General features: G+C 69.9%; 18 protein-coding genes and 3 tRNA genes. 15 read left to right on the top strand and 6 right to left on the bottom strand.

All coding sequences use genetic code 11. From position 1 onward, the window contains the following. Positions 1-208: 208 nt before the first annotated feature. Both ACEZDG_RS07825 and ACEZDG_RS07820 read left to right on the top strand, forming a co-directional pair. On the top strand, positions 209-898 hold the full coding sequence (locus ACEZDG_RS07825; RefSeq protein ID WP_380504446.1) for an adenylyltransferase/cytidyltransferase family protein: 690 nt from the start codon (positions 209-211) through the stop codon (positions 896-898). Then, positions 895-1,830 (top strand): deoxycytidylate deaminase, encoded by a 936-nt coding sequence (locus ACEZDG_RS07820; protein ID WP_380504444.1) that lies wholly within the window; start codon positions 895-897, stop codon positions 1,828-1,830. The genes ACEZDG_RS07825 and ACEZDG_RS07820 overlap by 4 nt, the downstream gene beginning before the upstream one ends. Here the strand turns inward: ACEZDG_RS07820 and ACEZDG_RS07815 are convergent. The 3 genes from ACEZDG_RS07815 to thyA are packed head-to-tail and all read right to left on the bottom strand — an operon-like array spanning position 1,805 to position 3,695. After that, complete coding sequence (locus tag ACEZDG_RS07815; protein WP_380504441.1) at positions 1,805-2,257, bottom strand: HIT family protein; 453 nt, start codon at positions 2,255-2,257, stop codon at positions 1,805-1,807. The genes ACEZDG_RS07820 and ACEZDG_RS07815 overlap by 26 nt on opposite strands. Next, positions 2,254-2,805 (bottom strand): dihydrofolate reductase, encoded by a 552-nt coding sequence (locus ACEZDG_RS07810; protein ID WP_380504438.1) that lies wholly within the window; start codon positions 2,803-2,805, stop codon positions 2,254-2,256. Before ACEZDG_RS07810 ends, ACEZDG_RS07815 begins: the two co-directional genes overlap by 4 nt. Beyond that, the gene (gene thyA, locus ACEZDG_RS07805) at positions 2,802-3,695 is read right to left on the bottom strand and encodes a thymidylate synthase (RefSeq protein WP_380504435.1); all 894 of its coding nucleotides are present in this window, start codon (positions 3,693-3,695) and stop codon (positions 2,802-2,804) included. Before thyA ends, ACEZDG_RS07810 begins: the two co-directional genes overlap by 4 nt. A gap of 424 nt (positions 3,696-4,119) precedes the next feature. Between thyA and ACEZDG_RS07800 the strand changes: the two genes are divergently transcribed. Then, a complete protein-coding gene (locus ACEZDG_RS07800) occupies positions 4,120-4,716 on the top strand; it encodes a GNAT family N-acetyltransferase (RefSeq protein ID WP_380504432.1) in 597 nt (198 codons plus the stop codon). Between the two features lie 125 nt (positions 4,717-4,841). Here the strand turns inward: ACEZDG_RS07800 and ACEZDG_RS07795 are convergent, their stop codons facing one another. Then, positions 4,842-6,236 carry a hydrolase gene (locus tag ACEZDG_RS07795; RefSeq protein WP_380504429.1) on the bottom strand — a complete coding sequence of 465 codons (1,395 nt, stop codon included), beginning with the start codon at positions 6,234-6,236 and terminating at the stop codon, positions 4,842-4,844. 432 nt (positions 6,237-6,668) lie between these two features. Between ACEZDG_RS07795 and ACEZDG_RS07790 the strand changes: the two genes are divergently transcribed. The 8 genes from ACEZDG_RS07790 (at position 6,669) to ACEZDG_RS07755 (ending at position 11,778) form a co-directional block, all read left to right on the top strand. Beyond that, positions 6,669-6,741 (top strand) — tRNA-Thr (locus ACEZDG_RS07790). Between the two features lie 44 nt (positions 6,742-6,785). Continuing rightward, positions 6,786-6,861, top strand: a tRNA-Met gene (locus tag ACEZDG_RS07785). An 88-nt stretch (positions 6,862-6,949) separates the two neighbouring features. Beyond that, complete coding sequence (rpmG, locus tag ACEZDG_RS07780) at positions 6,950-7,114, top strand: 50S ribosomal protein L33 (protein WP_004571794.1); 165 nt, start codon at positions 6,950-6,952, stop codon at positions 7,112-7,114. A 318-nt stretch (positions 7,115-7,432) separates the two neighbouring features. Continuing rightward, entirely contained in the window at positions 7,433-7,885 is a 453-nt protein-coding gene (locus ACEZDG_RS07775) for an FAS1-like dehydratase domain-containing protein (protein WP_380504424.1), read from the top strand. Between the two features lie 2 nt (positions 7,886-7,887). Beyond that, on the top strand, positions 7,888-8,316 hold the full coding sequence (locus ACEZDG_RS07770; protein ID WP_380504421.1) for a MaoC family dehydratase: 429 nt from the start codon (positions 7,888-7,890) through the stop codon (positions 8,314-8,316). 135 nt (positions 8,317-8,451) lie between these two features. Next, positions 8,452-9,006 carry a TetR/AcrR family transcriptional regulator gene (locus ACEZDG_RS07765; protein WP_380504418.1) on the top strand — a complete coding sequence of 185 codons (555 nt, stop codon included), beginning with the start codon at positions 8,452-8,454 and terminating at the stop codon, positions 9,004-9,006. 152 nt (positions 9,007-9,158) lie between these two features. Beyond that, positions 9,159-10,595, top strand: a complete 1,437-nt coding sequence (locus ACEZDG_RS07760; protein WP_380504415.1) for a DHA2 family efflux MFS transporter permease subunit — start codon at positions 9,159-9,161, stop codon at positions 10,593-10,595. Between the two features lie 124 nt (positions 10,596-10,719). After that, positions 10,720-11,778 (top strand): UDP-N-acetylmuramate dehydrogenase, encoded by a 1,059-nt coding sequence (locus ACEZDG_RS07755; RefSeq protein ID WP_380504412.1) that lies wholly within the window; start codon positions 10,720-10,722, stop codon positions 11,776-11,778. Between the two features lie 36 nt (positions 11,779-11,814). Here the strand turns inward: ACEZDG_RS07755 and ACEZDG_RS07750 are convergent, their stop codons facing one another. Together ACEZDG_RS07750 and ACEZDG_RS07745 are read right to left on the bottom strand one after the other, a co-directional pair. Further along, positions 11,815-12,864: an adenosine deaminase gene (locus ACEZDG_RS07750; protein ID WP_380504409.1), complete on the bottom strand. Its 1,050-nt coding sequence runs from the start codon at positions 12,862-12,864 to the stop codon at positions 11,815-11,817. Between the two features lie 214 nt (positions 12,865-13,078). Next, positions 13,079-14,326 carry a pyridoxal phosphate-dependent aminotransferase gene (locus ACEZDG_RS07745; protein WP_380504406.1) on the bottom strand — a complete coding sequence of 416 codons (1,248 nt, stop codon included), beginning with the start codon at positions 14,324-14,326 and terminating at the stop codon, positions 13,079-13,081. A gap of 217 nt (positions 14,327-14,543) precedes the next feature. Here ACEZDG_RS07745 and ACEZDG_RS07740 point away from each other — a divergent pair. The 4 genes from ACEZDG_RS07740 to ACEZDG_RS07725 all read left to right on the top strand — a co-directional run bounded on the left by ACEZDG_RS07740 (position 14,544) and on the right by ACEZDG_RS07725 (position 17,944). Beyond that, positions 14,544-14,616, top strand: a tRNA-Trp gene (locus tag ACEZDG_RS07740). Positions 14,617-14,723: 107 nt separating this feature from the next. Then, positions 14,724-15,056, top strand: a complete 333-nt coding sequence (gene secE, locus ACEZDG_RS07735) for a preprotein translocase subunit SecE (RefSeq protein ID WP_380504403.1) — start codon at positions 14,724-14,726, stop codon at positions 15,054-15,056. A gap of 302 nt (positions 15,057-15,358) precedes the next feature. Then, a complete protein-coding gene (nusG, locus tag ACEZDG_RS07730) occupies positions 15,359-16,135 on the top strand; it encodes a transcription termination/antitermination protein NusG (RefSeq protein ID WP_415860277.1) in 777 nt (258 codons plus the stop codon). Between the two features lie 84 nt (positions 16,136-16,219). Further along, on the top strand, positions 16,220-17,944 hold the full coding sequence (locus tag ACEZDG_RS07725; RefSeq protein ID WP_380504397.1) for a hypothetical protein: 1,725 nt from the start codon (positions 16,220-16,222) through the stop codon (positions 17,942-17,944). Positions 17,945-18,052: the final 108 nt, after the last annotated feature.

Below are 18,052 nucleotides of genomic sequence, written 5' to 3'. Positions count from 1 at the left end.
CGCAGAGAGGGCGCACGGGCGTCAGGAGACACTGCACCGAGGAGCGCCCGCCGACCGCACCGGCGGGGCATCGCGCCGGGGTGTTGTGCTCCGGTGGCGGGAGGGCCCAACGCCGGTACCATGGCCGGACGTGGCCGGTGTGATGCGTGGTGTGTGATGCCGTAGCGCCGGGTCGGTCGGAACCAAGACGTGTTTGGGCGCTCATTCAATGAAGAAGTACTCCGGGAACCTCGATGGGGATCAGGCTGATGAGCCGGGCGGCGCTGAGCCCGGATCCTCCGAACACAGGAATGCTGCCGTAGTGCCCACCAGTGGCCTTTTCGCAGACGCGTCGAACTTTGAGCTCCGCCATGTCCCGGATTACGCACGTATCAGCCAGATCGTGGACGCCCTGCGAGTCCTCGGCCTGAAGGTCGTGCTGACCAACGGCACTTTCGACATCCTGCACGAGGGGCACTCGATGTACCTCGAGGCGGCGAGGCGGTTCGGCGATTTCCTCATCGTCGGCGTCGACAGTGACGAAAAGGTCCGTCAGCGCAAGGGCATGTGGCGGCCCGCGGTGCCCGAGTCGGAGCGCCTCCGCATGGTCACCCATCAGCGCGGCGTCGGCCTGGTCACCCTCAAGCAGGTCAATGAGCCCCGATGGTCGCTCATCGACGCGGTCAAGCCGGATGTGCTGGTCGCGACCGCCGATACCTACAAGCCCGAGGAAATCGCCGAACTCGAAGCGAACCACTGCGGTCGGGTCGAGGTGCTGGACCGGATGGCGACCGTGAGCACCTCGGCGCGGCTCCGCCTGCTGCAACTCGGCCTCGGCGAGCGGATGTCGCAGCGGCTCAGTGAAAGGCTGCCCGACCTGCTGCAGGATGTGATCGACGAGATCGGGAAGACCCCATGAAGCAGGTGCTGCTCTACCTGCCGGTCTTCCACGCCGGATACGAGGCGCTCTTCACCCGGCATGCCGACGCGGCCGGGGCCCTGCTGCTGGGGGAGAGCTTCGCGGACGACCACCCGGTGCTGAAGAAGGAGATCCGGGCCCTCTCGTCGGATACCGCCGCCCGTGCCCTCAAGGCGGCGACCGGCCTCTCCCGGGTGACAGTGGTCGAACGTGTTGACCTCCCCGCTGCCGTAGTGGCCGACACCCTGGTCGTACCGGACGAGGAGCTGATGCGCGACATCGTCGTCCGCTACCGGCTCGACCAGGGCCGGACTGTGGTCTACGAGCGCACATTCCTCCGCTGGGACCGGAGTTGGAGCCAGGTCCAGCGGCCGGCGGAGTACGACGGCATCGTGGCGACGGACGAGCTGTCCCGCAGCCTGCTCGGGCGCGCCGCGGAGGAGGCGGGGCTGAGCTCCGACTGGTGGCGCCAGGTGGGCGCTGTCGCCGTGCGCGACGGCGAGGTCATCGACGTCGCGCACAATCAGCACCGGCCGACCGAGTACACGCCGTACCTCGACGGCGATCCCCGCAATGACTTCAGCCGCGGCCTGCGCATGGACCTGTCCACGGCGATCCACGCGGAGGCGATGCTGGTGGCCCGGGCCGCCGGCTCCGGAGTGCCCCTGGCCGGCGCAGACCTGTATGTGTCGACATTCCCCTGTCCGGCTTGCGCCCGCCTGGTCGCGGAGGCCGGCTTCCGGCGCTGCTTCTTCGCGGGACCGTACGCGGTGCTGGACGGGGACGCGATTCTCCGGGCGGCCGGGGTGGAGCTGATCTGGGTCGACACCTCGGCCGCCGGCAACGATGAGTCGGTGGACGCTGCGGACGCGACACCGGCTGTGGACGTGACTCCGGCTTCGGGTGCTACTCCGGCTGCGGGCGCGAACTGAGCTTGATCCGCACCGGTTCGTGGTCCGGATTGTCGACGTCCCCCACCACGATATGGATGTGCAGGTGCTCTATCGTGCCGCCGGTGAACCGGAAGTCGCCGTTGCGGGCCCCGAGGCCGTAGTAGGCCAGCGCATATTGCTCGCGCACCTGGCCCAGCGCCTGCCAGAAGTCCTGCTGGGCCTCGGGCGACAGCTCAACCAGGTCCGTGACGTGCTCGTTCGGGATCAGCAGCAGGTGCTCCTGGGTTCCCTTGTACGGATACCGGTTGGGCCGCACGGTCCAGTGCGCGGTGCGTAGGACCACGGGCTGCTCCGGACTCTCGGGGAGCTGGCCCGGACAGAAGATGCAGATGCCTGCCGCCTCCAGGCGCTGCATTTCCGAGCGCTGCTCCTCGGTGCGGAAATTGCCGAGGTAGTAGAGGGTCATGACTGCGCACGCTCGTAGGTCAGAAAGGACAGTTGCTGGTCCTGACCGCTGTCTTCCTCCCCGATCAGCGAGAAGGGTTCCAGCCAGCCCGCAGGCAGGACGGTGTCGCCCTCGGTCCGCCGGTGCACTCGGGTCAGGTAGACCCGGTCCACCTCCCCGAGCAGTTGGGTGTAGATCTGCGCTCCGCCGATGACAAAGACCTCGTCCCGCCCGGCGAAGGACTCGATACCGCGGGCGAGGTTGAGCGCGGCGACTGCGTCCGGCTGAAAGACCGCGTTCTCCGCGCCTGACTCGTCCGACTTGCCGGACCCGCCCGACGACCCGCTCGGGAGACCCGGACGGCTGGTCACCACCACGCTGAAACGTCCGGGGAGCGGACGTCCGAGCCGGGCCACGATCTCGTCGTGGGTACGTCGACCCGCCACCACGGCGTGCCCGAGCGTGAGCTGCTTGAACCGGCGGAGATCCGCCGGGAAATGCCAGGGCAGGGTGCCGGCCAAGCCGATGGAGTCGCCCTCGTCGGCGGCCACGATCATCGAAGTCCTCATGGCGACACCGGAATGCGCAGCCCGGGGTGCGGATCGTAGTCCGCGAGTTCGAAATGCTCGGCCCGGAAGTCGTGGATATCGGCGACCGCGCGCCCGGCGTCGTTCAGCCGCACCGTGGGCAGCCGTCGCGGCTCCCTGCCGACCATGGTCTCGGCCTGACTGATCTGGTCCTCGTAGATATGCGCGTCCGAAATGGTGTGGTAATAAGCGGCTGCGGGGATTCCGGTGAGGTGTTCCAGCATGAGTGTCAGCGCGGCATATTGGATCATGTTCGACGGCACGCCGACGGGAACATCGCCGGAGCGCTGGAACATATGCAGGTGCAGTCGCCCATTGAGCACCCTGACGTGTACCCAGCCGTGGCACGGTGCGATTGTCGTACGGGGCTGCTTGCCCTTGCCGCGCACCTGGTACTGCGGAATCCAGGGCGACACGAAGTGCGTTCTGAGTTCCGGTAGTTCGTTGATCTGCTCGACCAGGTGGCTGAACTGGTCGAAGCCAGGGCCTTCCGAGGTCGGGAAATCGTGGAACGCGGCGCCGTAGGAACCGGGTCCGATATCGCCTGGCGGCAGGCCGCGGGAGGCCGTCTTCGCAGGAGTCGCCCAGTCGCCCCACCAGTCGCAGCCGAAGCTCTCGAACTCGTCAAGTGTGGTGGCGCCGTTGATGAAGGCGCACAGTTCACCGATCGGCTTGTTCCAGAATGCGCTGGCGTTCCGGTCGGTGATGACCGGGAACCCGTTCGACAGATCAAAGCGCATCGTCTGCTGCATCAGCGTCAATGCCTGGGGTCCCTGTCGGGTGGGCACCTTCTCGCCGGAGCTCAGAATTCGCTCGAGCAGGTCGTGGTATTGCGTGTCCGGCGTGCGGGATTCGAAAGGCTTGTACTGCACCTACTGACACCTCCAGGCTTCTGACGACCATGGTAGCGGCCGTCCTGCCTGCGCCGTCCTGCCTGGGGCTCCGACCTGGGCCCCTGTCCGGCCCGCAGTTCTTTCCGCTGACAAAAGCGTCGCGAGGAAAGCAGGCAGCGCAAAAGTGGAAAGTCGGCGCGGATCCGCGCAGCAGCGGCCGTTCCCAGGTCGGTGCCGGGCAGTGCCGGTCCGGTGTCGGGCAGTGTCGGTCGCTGCCGGCTCTGCGCGGCGGCAGGGGCAGCGGGGGAAGCCGGGGATCCGGAGGAGGCCTCAGCTGCGCGGAACGCGTAGGTCGGCGCTTTTTCCGTTGCTCGTCCGCGTCCGACGCCATCAGGGCGTGGTAGAAAGCGGGTTCAGTGGTGGGGGAGAGCGCCAGAGCACAACGGAGGGGCAGGGGACGCGTATGGGCGCAACCGTGGTGGTGCGCGAAGCTGCGAGCGCGGACATCGAGACGGCAGTGGCGCTGTGGACGGCGTCGCATGTCGCAAGGCGCAACGGCAGGCCACTGCCGGAGGCCCATATAACCCTGGCCCAGCAGCGGATGGCCGCGCCCGAGGCCTTACTGCTGCTCGCTCACGGTTCGGTCGACGACGGCTCCGGCAACGGCTCTGGCAACGGCTCCCACGGCGGTGGTGCTGGCGGTGCTGATGGGACCAGTGGGGCCGGTGGGGCGGGAGCCTCCAGCCTGATCGGGACGATCCTCGGTATCCAGGGGCTGGACCAGGACGGCGTGGGTGCGCCCGTGCCCGGGCTGCTGCACATATCCCTGCTCAGCGTGGCCCCTGACCGCTGGGGCCAGCATGTCGGCCGGCTTCTGGTCGAGGCGGTGCTCACCCGGGCCCGGGCCGGCAGCTTCCGCGAGGCCCAACTATGGACGCACGCGGACAATCTGAGGGCCAATCGGCTCTACAAGGCGATGGGCTTCCGCCGCAGCGGGCGGGTTCGCGTCGACGACTGGGGCGAGTTGCTGGTCCACTACCGCCGCAGCCTTACCGACTGACGTCTCACCGACCGACCTGTACCGAACGGGCCGTACCGACCGACTGACCCCGCACCGACCGGCCCGCACCGGCCAGGCCGCACCGGGCCTCGCCGATCGGCTTCCCTGTCGCGTCGCGGGTCTCGTCAGGTGGCCCCGCTGCGGCCCTGGCGGGGGACGGCCGGGGTGCTGATCTCAGCGAACTCCCGTACCGCGCTGGTCCTGCTGACGACGCGTCCGCCATGGACTACGACTCGGCTGTGTCCACCGGAGAGCACCCCGCGCAGGCTCTCACCGCGCACCGCGAGCACATCCGCGGGGAACCCGGCCGCCACCCGCATCGGCGCTAGTCCCAGGGCGTGTCTGGCCGCGCCGCTCACCGTCTCGTAGGCGGCGTTCTCGTCCAGTTCGCCGGAGGCGGTGAGCAGGAATGCGGCCTCCAGCGGGTCGACCCGTCCGACCGGGTTGGCGGTGTCCCGCAGTGCGCCGCTCCCTGCGGCCACGGAGACCCCCGCCGCCCGCAGCAGCCGCGCCGGCGCGGGCAGTCCGGCCCGGCCGTCAAGCCCCCGGAGGCCGACCGGGCACGAGCCGACGCAGCGTGCGCACTGCGGCAGGGTGACCACCGATACCCGTGCCGCTGCCAGTTGTGCCATGCATCGTGCCGCCACCTCGGGGGCCAGTAGCCCGAGCGCCGAGCACGGACCGATTACCGCCCGCGAACGCAGCGCCCCCAGGACCGCCGTCAGCCTGGCCAGCCGCCGTGGATCGGCCGCGTCGGTGTGCAGGTCGACGGAGAGTCCGCAGTCCTCGGCGAGGGCGACGACGGCATCCAGATGCGCGTCGGGATCGGCGTCCCGGTCGGGGCAGCCGCCGACGGCGTGCGCGCCCATGCCGAGCGCCTCCCTGAGCATCGAGCGCCCCTCTGCCCCGGCAAGTCCGGTGAGCAGACCAGGTAGCGGGACCACCTGAAGCTCCATCAGCCCGTGCAGTGCCCGTGCTGCTTGGAGCGCCGCCGTCATCCCGACCAGCCCCTGGGCTCCTCCAATGCGTACGTGTGTGCGTTGCACCGTCGCGCCGTAGCCGAGTCCGGTGAGTGCGGCCTCGGTGATCCGACGCTGGAGGTCCTCCACCCGCGCCTCCCGGTCCGCGCCCCACACGACAGCCCCGGCACCGGCCCCGGCGCCGACCCCAGTTCCGATTCCAGTTCCGACTCCCGAGCCCGAACCGGCACCCATCCCCGTGCCGACGACGGTAGGGGCCGTGCCCGAGGCAACCGCAGGGACGGTCGAGCCGGGCGCGGGCGTCCCGCTGAAGGCTTCGTCCAGGTGTGCGTGCGGCTCCACCGGGGCCGGGAGCAGCAGGTATCCGGTCAGATCGAGCCGCTCGGCTGCGCTCAGGCTTCCGGCTGCCCCCACCGCCTCGATCCGGTCCCCGGTGATGCGTACGTCGACGGTGCGCCCGTCCAGCAGTCGTGCGCCGGAGAGCAGCAGGGCGGGGCCGCTCGGAACGACCTGCTCCCCTGTGGGCATGTCAGCGGGCATTCGCTGCTCCTTCCCACCGTGCTCGGGTCAAGATCGATGAGGGGAGCCTAGGGCGAAGCCACAGCCGCACCTGGGTAGGCGCGTGCGGGAACGGGAGCGGGCCGGATAAGTCGTACCGGCCCGCAACGGTGCCACCGCCCGGGTCGGCACGAGGTCGGCACGGGGTCGGCGTGAGGTTCGTGCGAGGCCGACACAGGGCCGACGCGGCGCCCGCGCGGACCGGTGTACGAGCGACGTACAACCGCCCCAAGGTGACCCGAGACGGCGGACGACCAGCGCGCGAGCGTCCTCAGGACCAGTCCCACCAGCGCCCCGTGGCCGGTGCGGCAGCGGGGCGAGCCCTATGCGCCGACGGGGTGAGCCCGGTCCGCGGCAGGGGGCGAAACGGATTTCACGGATGGGCGGCGGACCGTGTAATGTCTCTCTCGGCCAGCCCCTATAGCTCAGTCGGTAGAGCGTCTCCATGGTAAGGAGAAGGTCTGCGGTTCGATTCCGCATGGGGGCTCGGATGAGAGGGTGCCCCGCTTCGGCGGGGCGCTCGATCGTCGTGGCGGTGTAGCTCAGTTGGTAGAGCAAGCGGCTCATAATCGCTGTGTCACCGGTTCAAGTCCGGTCACCGCTACCACGCCCTGTGGCCGATTGTCGGATCATCCGCTCAAGTCGGCTACTCTTGTCTGTGTTCATAACGTTGTCCGTCCGAGGAAGGCACTCCTGTGGCCGCCACTGATGTCCGCCCGAAGATCACGCTGGCCTGCGTGGAGTGCAAGGAGCGGAACTACATCACCAAGAAGAACCGGCGTAACGACCCGGACCGTCTTGAGATGAAGAAGCACTGCCCCCGCTGCAACGCGCACACCGCGCACCGCGAGACCCGCTGACCCTCCGTCGTTTCGACGTAGGGCCGCCGGAGTCGTCCAGGCTGTCGGCGTAGGCCGTCCCCATTCGTGGGGGCGGCCTTCGCTGCGTTCTCCGACCTGATCGCACCGCCTGCCTGGACGCTCACCGGCCCGCCGACCTGACCGCCCACCTCACCGCCTGCTCCCGCCGCCCGCCGCCTGCTCCCGCGGTCTGCCGGTTCCGGGCGCCTGCGATCGGTGCGGCCGTTTGTCTGATTTCCTTGACCCCTGTGCCGCGTGTGCCATTGCGTTCCCTGAACGGTTTTTCCTGACCTTTTCCTGACCAGTGAGGAGCTGCCCATGCCGCTCGATCCCTCGTTCATCGGGCGGACCTACCCGCCCACCACGTTCTACGAGGTCGGCCGCGAGAAGATCCGCGAGTTCGCGGAGGCCCTCGGCGATGCCAATCCGGCCTATGTGGACACGGAGGCGGCCAAGGCGCTCGGTCATCCTGATGTGATCGCCCCGCCGACCTTTCCCTTTGTGCTCACCTACCGTGCCGCCGCCCAGGTGGTGGGCGACCCCGAACTCGGGCTGGACTTCTCCCGGGTGGTCCACGGCGATCAGCGTTTCGTCTACTCGCGCCCGGTGCGTGCCGGTGACCGCCTCGGGGTGACCTCGGTGATCGAGTCGATCAAGTCCCTGGCCGGCAATGACGTGATCTCGGTCCGCGGCGAGGTCAACGACGACAGTGGCGAGCACGTCGTGACCGCCCACATGATGCTGGTGGCCCGCGCCGCCGAGGGGGAGTGACCATGTCCGCGCTTGTGAACTACGACGAGGTCGAGGTCGGCACCGCGCTCCCGGCGCAGTCCTTCCCGGTGACCCGGGCGACGCTGGTCCAGTACGCGGGGGCCTCCGGCGACTTCAACCCGATCCACTGGAACGAGGCGGTCGCCACCGCTGTGGGCCTCCCCAATGTGATCGGACACGGCATGTTCACCATGGCCGAGGCGATCCGTGTGGTCACCGACTGGGTCGGCGACCCGGGTTCGGTGGTCGAGTACGGCGTTCGCTTCACCAAGCCGGTGGTGGTCCCCAACGACGGGGTCGGGGCGCTGATCGAGGTCTCCGCGAAGGTGGCCGCGAAGCTGGACGACCGCCGGGTCCGGGTCGACCTGCTGGCCACCAGCGCCGGCGAGAAGGTCCTCGGGATGTCCCGAGCCGTGGTGCAGCTGTCCTGACCAGGTACGACAGCGTGTTGCCCCGACGAACCCGGCGGACCCCCCTGCGGCGATGTCCAGCGGTATCCGGAGGGGCAACACTCACTTTCCGGTCTGCTCTTGCGAAGTTAGTAATCAACCACTAACTTTCTACTCATGGCGAAGACCAGTGTGCGAATGTCGGCGGAGGAGCGACGCGAGAGCGTCATCCGCGCCTCAATGATCGAGTTTGCCGAGCGCGGCTACAACGGCACCTCCACCCAGGCCATCGCCACGAGGGTCGGCGTCTCCCAGCCCTACCTCTTCCGACTCTTCCCGACCAAGCGTGCGCTCTTCGAGGCCGCAGTGCGCCGCTGCATCGACGAGCTCCGCACCGGCTTCATCGAGGCTGCCGAAGGCCTCGAGGGCGAGGCTGCCTGCGATGCCATGGGGCTCGCCTACTTGGAACTGATCGCCGACCGCAGCCGTCTGCTGTTGCAGTTGCAGCTGTACGTCTCCGTGGCCGCCGCCGAGTCCAACGGCGACGCCGAGGTGGGCGAGACGGTCAGGGCGATGTGGCTGGAACTCTGGGACGCGGTCGCGGTGGCCGGGGGCATGTCCGTGGAGGCAGCCACCGACTTCTTTTCGCGGGGAATGCTGATCAACGTACTGGTCGCGCTGGGCTTCCCGCCCGAGCACCGCCTCTGGGAGGGCTTCGGCCCCAAGGCCTGAGGCCTCACGAACGTAGGTCTCACGAAGGCAGGTCCTGCGAACGCGGGTCCTGCGAACAACGGTTTCGCGAGCCCGGCTCGTCCCGTGGCAAGGCAGGCGTGGACGTCTGCCCACAAAAGTAATTGATCAATCACTAATAAAGGTGAACCGTCATGCGCAAGGGCAACCCAGCAGTCTGGGCCTTCGTCATCACCAGCACAGCCGGTTTCATGGCCGCGCTGGACAACCTCGTCGTCACCACCGCGCTCCCCTCCATCCGGACCCACCTCGGCGGTGGGATCTCCGACCTCGAGTGGACCGTCAACGCCTACACCCTCACCTTCGCGGTGCTGCTGATGCTCGGCGCCGCCCTCGGCGACCGCTTCGGCCGCCGCAGGCTCTTCATCATCGGCCTCTCGCTGTTCACCCTCTCCTCGCTCGGAGCGGCCCTCGCGCCGGGGATCGGCGCGCTGATCGCCGCCCGCGCCGCCCAAGGCGTCGGTGCCGCCCTGCTCACCCCGGTCAGCCTCACCCTGCTCACCTCAGCCGTGCCGCCGGCCAAGCGCGGACTGGCCTTCGGCGCCTGGGGCGCGGTCAACGGCATGGCCATCGCGATGGGCCCGCTGATCGGCGGCACCATCGTCGAGCACCTCTCCTGGCAGTGGATCTTCGCCCTGAACGTGCCGATAGGCCTGGCCCTGCTGCCCCTCGCCCGGCTGCGGCTGACCGAGAGCCGGGGGCCCAACGGCCGCCTGGACATCCCCGGCACCGCCCTCGCCAGCGCCGGCCTCTTCGGCATCGTCTTCGCCCTGATCCGCGGCAACTCCGACGGCTGGTCCAGCCCGACCGTGCTCACCGGACTGATCGCAGGAGCGGCGCTGCTGGTCGCCTTTGTGGCCTGGGAACTGCGTACGGACGCCCCGCTGCTGCCGATGCGGCTGTTCCGCAACCGTGCCTTCGCCGCAGTGAACAGCGCCTCGCTGCTGATGTCGATGGGCATGTTCGGCTCGATCTTCCTGCTGAGCCAGTGGCTGCAGACGGCCCAGGGCTACAGCCCGATGGAGGCCGGGGTCAGGATGCTGCCCTGGACCGCGATGCCGATGGTGGTCGCCCCGCTCGCCGGAATGCTGGCGGACCGGATCGGCGGACGCATCATCATCGCCGCCGGGCTGGCACTGCAGGCCGCCGGGCTGGTCTGGTTCGCCCTGATCGTCGCCGCCCATGTCGACTACAGCACCCAGATCCCGGCCCTGGTCCTCTCCGGCACCGGCATGGCCCTGTTCTTCGCCCCGGTCACCACGGTGCTGATGGGCTCGGTGAAGCCCGAGGAGCAGGGGATCGCCTCCGGCGCCAACAACGCCCTGCGTGAGATCGGCGGCGCCCTCGGCATCGCCGTCCTGGCCTCGGTCTTCACCGCCAATGGCGACTTCAGCAGCCCGGTCCGCTACGCCGACGGCCTGACCCCGGCCATCTGGGTCGGCGCCGCCGCGATCGCTGCCGCGACCGTCGCCGCCCTGCTCGTCCCCCGCCGCAGGGCCGCTGCCGCGGCCGAGGCCCGGGCAGCCGAGCCGCAGGACGCCGGGACGCCTGCCCTCTCACCGGTCAACTGACCCCAGGCCCCAAGGTTCCCCAGGCTTCCAAGCCCGCCACGGCTGCCGAGCCTCTCAAGGTGCCCTGCCCCTCCCCTCCCCGGGACGGGCAGGGCACCGTCATTCCGCCCCTTAGGCTGGTCGCGTGCAGGAAATCCAGGACGCCCCCCTCGCTCCGCTGACCACCTTCCGCCTCGGCGGCCCGGCCCGACGGCTGGTGACGGCCCGTACCGACGCCGAGGTCGTCGAGACCGTCCGGCGTGCCGACCGGGACGGCGAGCCGTTGCTGATCATCGGCGGCGGCAGCAACCTGGTGATCGCCGACAAGGGCTTCGAGGGCACCGCCCTCCACATCGCCACCACCGGCAGCACCCTGGACGGCACCGCCCTCGACGTCGCGGCCGGAGCGGTCTGGTCCGACCTGGTCGCCGACACGGTGCTGGAGCACGGCCTCGCCGGTATCGAGTTCCTGGCCGGCATCCCCGGCTCGGTCGGCGCGACCCCGGTGCAGAACGTCGGCGCCTACGGGGAGGAGGTCGCCAACACCCTCACCGAGGTGGTCGCCTACGACCGGAGCAGCGGCGAGACGGTGACCCTCCCCAACGCCGCCTGCGGCTTCTCCTACCGCCACAGCATCTTCAAGGCGCAGCCCGACCGCTATGTCGTGCTCCGGGCCCGCTTCGCCCTGGAGGACGCGGGCGGGCGGTCCACCCCCGTCCGCTACGCCGAGGTGGCACGCGGCCTCGATGTCGAGCAGGGGGAGCGGGTGCCGGTCGAGGCGGCCTGGAACCAGGTCCTGCTGCTGCGCCGGGGCAAGGGCATGCTGCTGGACCCCGAGGACCACGACACCTGGTCGGCCGGCTCGTTCTTCACCAATCCGGTGCTGGACCCCGAGCAGTTCGCCGCCTTCACCGCCCGGGTCCGCGACCGGCTCGGCCCGGACGCGGCCTTCCCCGCCTTCCCGGCGGCGGACGGCAGCACCAAGACCTCCGCCGCCTGGCTGATCGACCGTGCGGGCTTCGGCAAGGGCTACGGCAGCGGCCCGGCCCGCCTCTCCGGCAAGCACACCCTCGCCCTCACCAACCGGGGCCGGGCCACCACCGAGGACCTGCTCGCCCTCGCCCGCGAGGTGCGGGACGGCGTCCACGCGGCGTTCGGGGTCACCCTGGTCAACGAACCGGTCCTGGTCGGCGTCGACCTCTGACACTGCCAAGTCGCAAGCTGCAAGCCGCAGCCGGTGTCAGCTCACCAGCCAGCTGTCGATCCCGGCCAGCAGCCGTTCCTTCTCCTCCTTCGGCGCGCACGACCCCCGCACCGACTGCCGTGCCAGTTCCGCGAGTTCGGCGTCGCTGAAGCCGTGCACCTCCCGGGCCGACCGGTACTGCTCGGCCAGCCGGGAGCCGAACAGCAGCGGGTCGTCCGCGCCCAGCGCCAGCGGTACCCCTGCCTCGAACAGGGCCCGCAGCGGTACGTCCTCGGGCTTCTCGTAGACGCCGAGCGCCACATTCGACGCCGGGCAGACCTCGCAGGTGATCTGACGGTCCGCCAGCCGCTGCATCAGCCGCGGGTCCTCGGCGGCCCGCACCCCGTGGCCGACCCGGCCCGCGCCCAGGTCGTCCACGCAGTCCCTGACGCTGCTCGGACCGGCCAGCTCACCGCCGTGCGGGGCGGCGAGCAGTCCGCCCTCCCTCGCGATGGCGAAGGCCCGGTCGAAGTCCCGCGCCATTCCTCGCCGTTCGTCGTTGGAGAGCCCGAAGCCGACCACGCCCTGGTCCCGGTAGCGGACCGCGAGCCGGGCCAGCGTACGGGCGTCCAGCGGGTGCTTCATCCGGTTCGCGGCGACCAGTACCCGCATGCCCACGCCGGTGGCCTTGGAGGCGTCCTGGACCGTGCCGAGGATCAGCTCCAGCGCCGGGATCAGGCCGCCCAGCCTGGGTGCGTAGGAGGTCGGGTCGACCTGGATCTCCAGCCAGCCGCTGCCGTCGGCCCGCTCGTCCTCCGCGGCCTCGAGCACCAGCCGCCGGATGTCTTCCTCGTCGCGCAGTACTGATCGCGCCATGTCGTACAGCCGCTGGAAGCGGAACCATCCGCGTTCGTCCGTCGCCCGGAGCTTCGGCGGCTCGCCGGAGCTCAGCGCCTCCGGCAGGTGCACCCCGTGCCTGTCGGCGAGCTCCAGCAGCGTGGACGGACGCATGGAGCCGGTGAAGTGCAGATGCAGATGCGCTTTGGGCAGGAGGCGGACATCTCGGATGGAAGGGGTGACGGCCGGGGGAGCGGGTACCTGTTCCATTCGCAGATCTTCGCGTATTAAGCCTGACGGCGGAAAACAACGAGGTCAAGACGCTCGATCGGGTGAAAGAACAGCTTGTGTGTTGATGTCGTGCACAGCGAAGGGCCCGCCGCTCCGACCGAAATCCGGAGCAGGCGGGCCCTTCGCCATGCAGGCAGTGCAGGTAGTGCAGGTGGTGCAGGCAGTACGCGGATCGCAGGAGGAGCGCAGGAGGTCAGTCCTGCGCCTCGCTGAGCAGCTTCTGCAGCCGGGAGACGCCCTCGACCAGGTCCTCGTCACCCAGCGCGTAGGAGAGCCGCAGGTAGCCGGGGGTCCCGAAGGCCTCGCCGGGCACCACCGCGACCTCGACCTCGTCCAGGATCAGTGAGGCCAGCTCCGCGGAGGTCTGCGGACGCTGCCCGCGTAGCTCCTTGCCGAGCACCCCCTTCACCGACGGGTACGCGTAGAACGCGCCCTCGGGCACCGGGCAGACCACGCCGGGGATCTCGTTCAGCATCCGCACGATGGTCTGCCGGCGGCGGTCGAACGCGGTCCGCATCTCGTCCACGGCGGAGAGGTCGCCGGAGACCGCTGCCAGCGCCGCCACCTGCGCGACATTGCTCACGTTCGAGGTGGCGTGCGACTGCAGGTTGGTCGCGGCCTTGATCACGTCCTGCGGGCCGATCACCCAGCCGACCCGCCAGCCGGTCATCGCGTAGGTCTTGGCGACGCCGTTGACCACGATGCACTTGTCGGCCAGCTCCGGCACGGCCACCGGCAGCGACACGAACTCCGCGTCGCCGTACACCAGGTGCTCGTAGATCTCGTCGGTCAGCACCCACAGCCCGTGCCCCGCCGCCCAGCGGCCCACCGCCTCGACCTCGGCCCGGCTGTAGACCGCGCCGGTCGGGTTGGACGGGGACACGAACAGCAGCACCTTGGTGTTCTCGGTGCGGGCCGCCTCGAGCTGCTCCACCGACACCTTGTAGCCGGTGGTCTCGTCCGCCACGACCTCGACCGCGACACCGCCCGCGAGCTGGATCGACTCCGGGTAGGTGGTCCAGTACGGGGCCGGCACGACGACCTCGTCGCCCGGGTCGAGGATCGCGGCGAAGGCCTCGTAGATGGCCTGCTTGCCGCCGTTGGTCACCAGCACCTGCGAGGCGTCGACGGCCCAGCCGGAGTCGCGCAGCGTCTTCGCCGCGATGGCCGACTTCAGCTCGGGCAGCCCGCCCGCGGGGGTGTAGCGGTGGTTCTTCGGGTCGCGGCAGGCGGCGACGGCCGCGTCCACGATGTAGCCGGGGGTCGGGAAGTCGGGCTCGCCGGCGCCGAAGCCGATCACCGGACGTCCGGCGGCCTTCAGGGCCTTGGCCTTGGCGTCCACGGCGAGGGTGGCGGACTCCGCGATCGCGCCGATGCGGGCCGAGACCCGACGGTCGGCCGGACGGATGCTGGGGTCTGGGTGGGGAGTGGCAGCGGTCATAGCAGCATGGTCCCAGAAGCCGCCCCGGCGGGGCATCGAGGTTTCACCAGCCGACCCCGCGGTGTCCCGGCCAGGCAAGTCATTCGACCAATCAGGCATCCACCCCCTACACTCAAGCCTCGACGGACCCGGCCGAAGGCTGAGGACGGAGCGCACGTCGCGTATCCGCCCCGATGCGGTAGGTTGGTGCACGCGAATCCGGCTCGCCCGGATTCAAAGGGTCGTAGCTCAATTGGTAGAGCACCGGTCTCCAAAACCGGCGGTTGGGGGTTCAAGTCCCTCCGGCCCTGCTGTCCGCTCTGTTGCCGAAGGGCAACAGGCGGTACCCTCAGCAAGCGTTTACGAGCTCGCAATCATTGCGAAACTCGACAGGTACCCGATTTCAGGTGAGGGACGAGTGACGGAGACCGTGGGCTCCACCGCGACACCTGATCGTGGTAGCGCGGAGGACGAACAGGGCGAGACCCTGTCCCGTCGTGACCGCAAGCGTGCCAACAAGGCCGCTGGCAAGGACGGCAAGAAGAAGCGTGGCGACCGCCCGAACATCTTCGCCCGTACTGCCCTCTTCTACCGCCAGATCATCGCCGAGCTTCGCAAGGTCGTCTGGCCCAGCCGGAGCGACCTCACCACCTACACGACGGTTGTCATCGTCTTCGTCGTGGTGATCATGGCAGTGGTCTACGGACTGGACACCGGCTTCGCCAAGCTGGCTCAGCTGGTCTTCGCCTGAGCCGGGTTCGCCCGAATCCCTGTCCAACCCCTGCCTGACCCTCGTGGGACAGCGATGTCCGGGCGCTCCGCTACCGTTGTGTCGGTATCGTTGAGTCTCCGAGCCGTCCGCAGCCAAGCCCTGCTTCTCCCTGTGGACGGTTCCGGAACCGTCCCACCCTTCATCTCCAGGAAGAAGCAGCCAACGTGTCTGAGTCCCACCCGTATGACGCCGCGCAGGCCCCCGAGGCTGACGAGGCCGTCGAGTCGGCCGGCGCTGCGGAGCAGGACACGTGGGCCGAGGCCGACGACTCCGCCGACCAGATCATCGACAACGCCGATGGTGACGAGGACGAGGTCGAGGCTGCCGACGACGTCGCCGGGTACTCCGCCGAGGAGTCCGCGCTGACCGTCGTCACCGCCGAGGAGTCCGAGGCCCTCGAGGCCGAGGAAGAGGCCGACGCCGAGGTCACCGCCGAGGACGAGGTCGAGATCGACCCGATCGTCGCGTTCCGTGAGGAACTGCGCGTCGCGCCCGGCGAGTGGTACGTGATCCACACCTACGCGGGTTACGAGAACCGGGTGAAGTCCAACCTTGAGCAGCGCGCCGTCTCGCTCAACGTCGAGGACTACATCTACGCGGCCGAGGTGCCTCAGGAAGAGGTCGTCCAGATCAAGAACGGCGACCGCAAGACCATCCGCCAGAACAAGCTCCCCGGCTACGTGCTGGTGCGCATGGACCTGACGAACGAGTCCTGGGGCGTCGTCCGCAACACCCCCGGTGTCACCGGCTTCGTCGGCAACGCCTACGACCCCTACCCGCTGACGCTGGACGAGGTCGTCAAGATGCTCGCCCCGGACGTCGAGCGCGCCGCGGCCAAGGAGGCCGGCCGGCCCTCGCAGGTCCGCCCCTCCGACATCCAGGTGCTGGACTTCGAGGTCGGCGACTCGGTCACCGTCACCGACGGCCCCTTCGCCACCCTGCAGGCGACGATCAACGAGATCAACCCGGACTCCAAGAAGGTCAAGGGCCTGGTCGAGATCTTCGGCCGGGAGACCCCGGTCGAGCTCTCCTTCGACCAGATCGCCAAGAACGACTGATTCGGACCGATTCAGTCCCGTAGTCCTTCCAGGGGCCCCGTACCGCGACGGTACGGGGCCCCTGTGCGTGGGTAGGCCCCGGCCATGAATCCCGCAGCGGTCGTGGCCCTGCTCCACCGGGCGTCGCACACCGAGCAGCGCATCGCCGGAACGCTGAACGTCCGCGAGGTGGCTGAGGTCCAGCAGCGGCTGCAGCGCCGGGTCCTGGACCGGATCGCGGACCGGGCCTTCGGCGGCGCCTCCCGGCTGACCCGCTTCCTCGGCGGCGGCATCGACGTCGACCTGACCGACCGGCCGGACCGCAGCATCCCGTTCGAACCCGGGCAGGACGTTCCGGGGCTGGACGACCTCCTGCGCCCCGGTTGGCTGCTCACCGGATTCGAGCTGTCCGTCGCGGCCGAGCAGCCGCCCGGGCGCGGGGTCGAACGCGGCGTCGGGCGCGGGGTCCTGGCCACCGCGACGCCCCGCCCGGCAGCGCTGCCGGACGGCCGGGCCGAGGACAGCAAGCTCCTGCTCAGCCGGATCGACCTGCTGATGGACCGTGAGCTGGGCATCCTGCTGCGCACCGAGGAGTTCTTCGAGGGCGAGCTCTGCCGCACCGTCGAACTCTCCGACCTGGTCCTCGATCCGCCGGCAGCGGAGCCGGAGGCCGAGGGCGGAGCGGAGGAGATACCGGTGGTGACACCGGAGGACCCCTTCGCCGGCCTGGAGGACGGCATCCCCGCCCCGGTCCGCCTGGTCGCCCGAGGTCTGGGCTCGGCCCTCGGCGAGGCGGTCCGGATCGGCGCCAGGCTGCGCCCGGTGGCCGAGCCGGAGGACGAGGAGCCCTGGTTCGACCCTTCGTTCGAGCCCGCCGCCGATGCGCAAGAGGCTTATCGGGACCAGGACCGGGACCGGGACCAGGACGCGATGGCCTGGCTGCTGCACCGCAGTGGTCGCGGCACCCCGCGCTTCACCGCCGAACTGCACAGCTGGCTCGACGTCGGTGCGCTGCTGGACACCTTCCGGGCCCTGCGTGAGTCGGAGCCGGCCATCGGCGGCCTCTTCGGCCCCGAGCCGTTCTGGTCGGCCTTCGGCGAGGCCACACCCCGGCGTCGGCACCTGGCCCACCGGCTGGTCTTCGCCGACCTGCTGCACTACCGGCTGGACACCCTGCTCGACGTGGAGAAGCAGCCGGTCGCCCTGGCCTGCGACGGCGCCGCGGGCTACCGCCTGTTCCCGGACCGGCTGATGACGCTGCCGCCGGCGCCTCCCGAGTTCGACCTCGCCCAGGCGCTCGACCTGTCCTGGCTGCTGCGCCACGAGGTGGCCGCCGAGGGCCTGGTGGAGTCCGGCGGCCGTACGGCGCTCCGGGTGGCGGTCACCGGCGCCGCAGGTGACAGCGGAGGCGCCCCCTACCTGCTGTTCGAAAGGCTGGAGGTCCTGGTCGACGTCGAACTGGGGGTGGGGCTGCGGCTCACCGCCCACCAGGACGGCAGCGCGGTCGCCCGGTGCGAGCTCCGGAACCTGGTGGTCGCTTCCGCCGCCCCGGGCGAGCTCCCCGAAGCGGCGGACGAGGTGTTCACCCTCACCGCGCCGCCCGGCGGCTCCACCCACCGGAGCAGCGGCGGACCGTTCGGCGACTCGACCCTGCCGTCCCCGCTGAAGGCGGCGGTCGGTGCGGCCGGGACCCTGGCCGGCGGGGCGGTCATGCTGGCGGGCCTGCTCGGCCGCAAGCGCCCGCAGCCGGAACCAGAGCCGCAGCCGGAGCCGCAGTCGCAGCCGGGCCCGCGGCCCGAACCCCGTGTCCCGCCTGCCCCCGAGGCGTGATTTAGGATCGCCGACCCTTTCGGGCTATCCTGGTTCGATGTGTGCGTGGAGCCAGGCCATCCGGTCGGCGAGCCACACAGAAATCCCAGGCCCCGCCGCCGCGCTTCA

The sequence above is a fragment of the Streptacidiphilus alkalitolerans genome (assembly GCF_042511045.1).
In the GTDB taxonomy this organism is placed as follows: Bacteria; Actinomycetota; Actinomycetes; order Streptomycetales; family Streptomycetaceae; genus Streptacidiphilus; species Streptacidiphilus alkalitolerans.
Note: the sequence above shows the minus strand (reverse complement) of the source record. Positions and strands in the feature narration are given on the sequence as shown.

Bases quoted from the DNA above. Each gene is read 5' to 3' on its own strand.
- ACEZDG_RS07775 (WP_380504424.1), top strand. From the start codon at position 7,433: ATGCCGCTCGATCCCTCGTTCATCGGGCGGACCTACCCGCCCACCACG.
- ACEZDG_RS07795 (WP_380504429.1), bottom strand. From the start codon at position 6,236: ATGCCCGCTGACATGCCCACAGGGGAGCAGGTCGTTCCGAGCGGCCCC.
- ACEZDG_RS07820 (WP_380504444.1), top strand. From the start codon at position 895: ATGAAGCAGGTGCTGCTCTACCTGCCGGTCTTCCACGCCGGATACGAG.
- ACEZDG_RS07765 (WP_380504418.1), top strand. From the start codon at position 8,452: ATGGCGAAGACCAGTGTGCGAATGTCGGCGGAGGAGCGACGCGAGAGC.
- ACEZDG_RS07810 (WP_380504438.1), bottom strand. From the start codon at position 2,805: ATGAGGACTTCGATGATCGTGGCCGCCGACGAGGGCGACTCCATCGGC.
- ACEZDG_RS07750 (WP_380504409.1), bottom strand. From the start codon at position 12,864: ATGGAACAGGTACCCGCTCCCCCGGCCGTCACCCCTTCCATCCGAGAT.
- ACEZDG_RS07725 (WP_380504397.1), top strand. From the start codon at position 16,220: ATGAATCCCGCAGCGGTCGTGGCCCTGCTCCACCGGGCGTCGCACACC.
- ACEZDG_RS07815 (WP_380504441.1), bottom strand. From the start codon at position 2,257: ATGACCCTCTACTACCTCGGCAATTTCCGCACCGAGGAGCAGCGCTCG.
- ACEZDG_RS07745 (WP_380504406.1), bottom strand. From the start codon at position 14,326: ATGACCGCTGCCACTCCCCACCCAGACCCCAGCATCCGTCCGGCCGAC.
- ACEZDG_RS07770 (WP_380504421.1), top strand. From the start codon at position 7,888: ATGTCCGCGCTTGTGAACTACGACGAGGTCGAGGTCGGCACCGCGCTC.
- ACEZDG_RS07760 (WP_380504415.1), top strand. From the start codon at position 9,159: ATGCGCAAGGGCAACCCAGCAGTCTGGGCCTTCGTCATCACCAGCACA.
- ACEZDG_RS07825 (WP_380504446.1), top strand. From the start codon at position 209: ATGAAGAAGTACTCCGGGAACCTCGATGGGGATCAGGCTGATGAGCCG.
- ACEZDG_RS07800 (WP_380504432.1), top strand. From the start codon at position 4,120: ATGGGCGCAACCGTGGTGGTGCGCGAAGCTGCGAGCGCGGACATCGAG.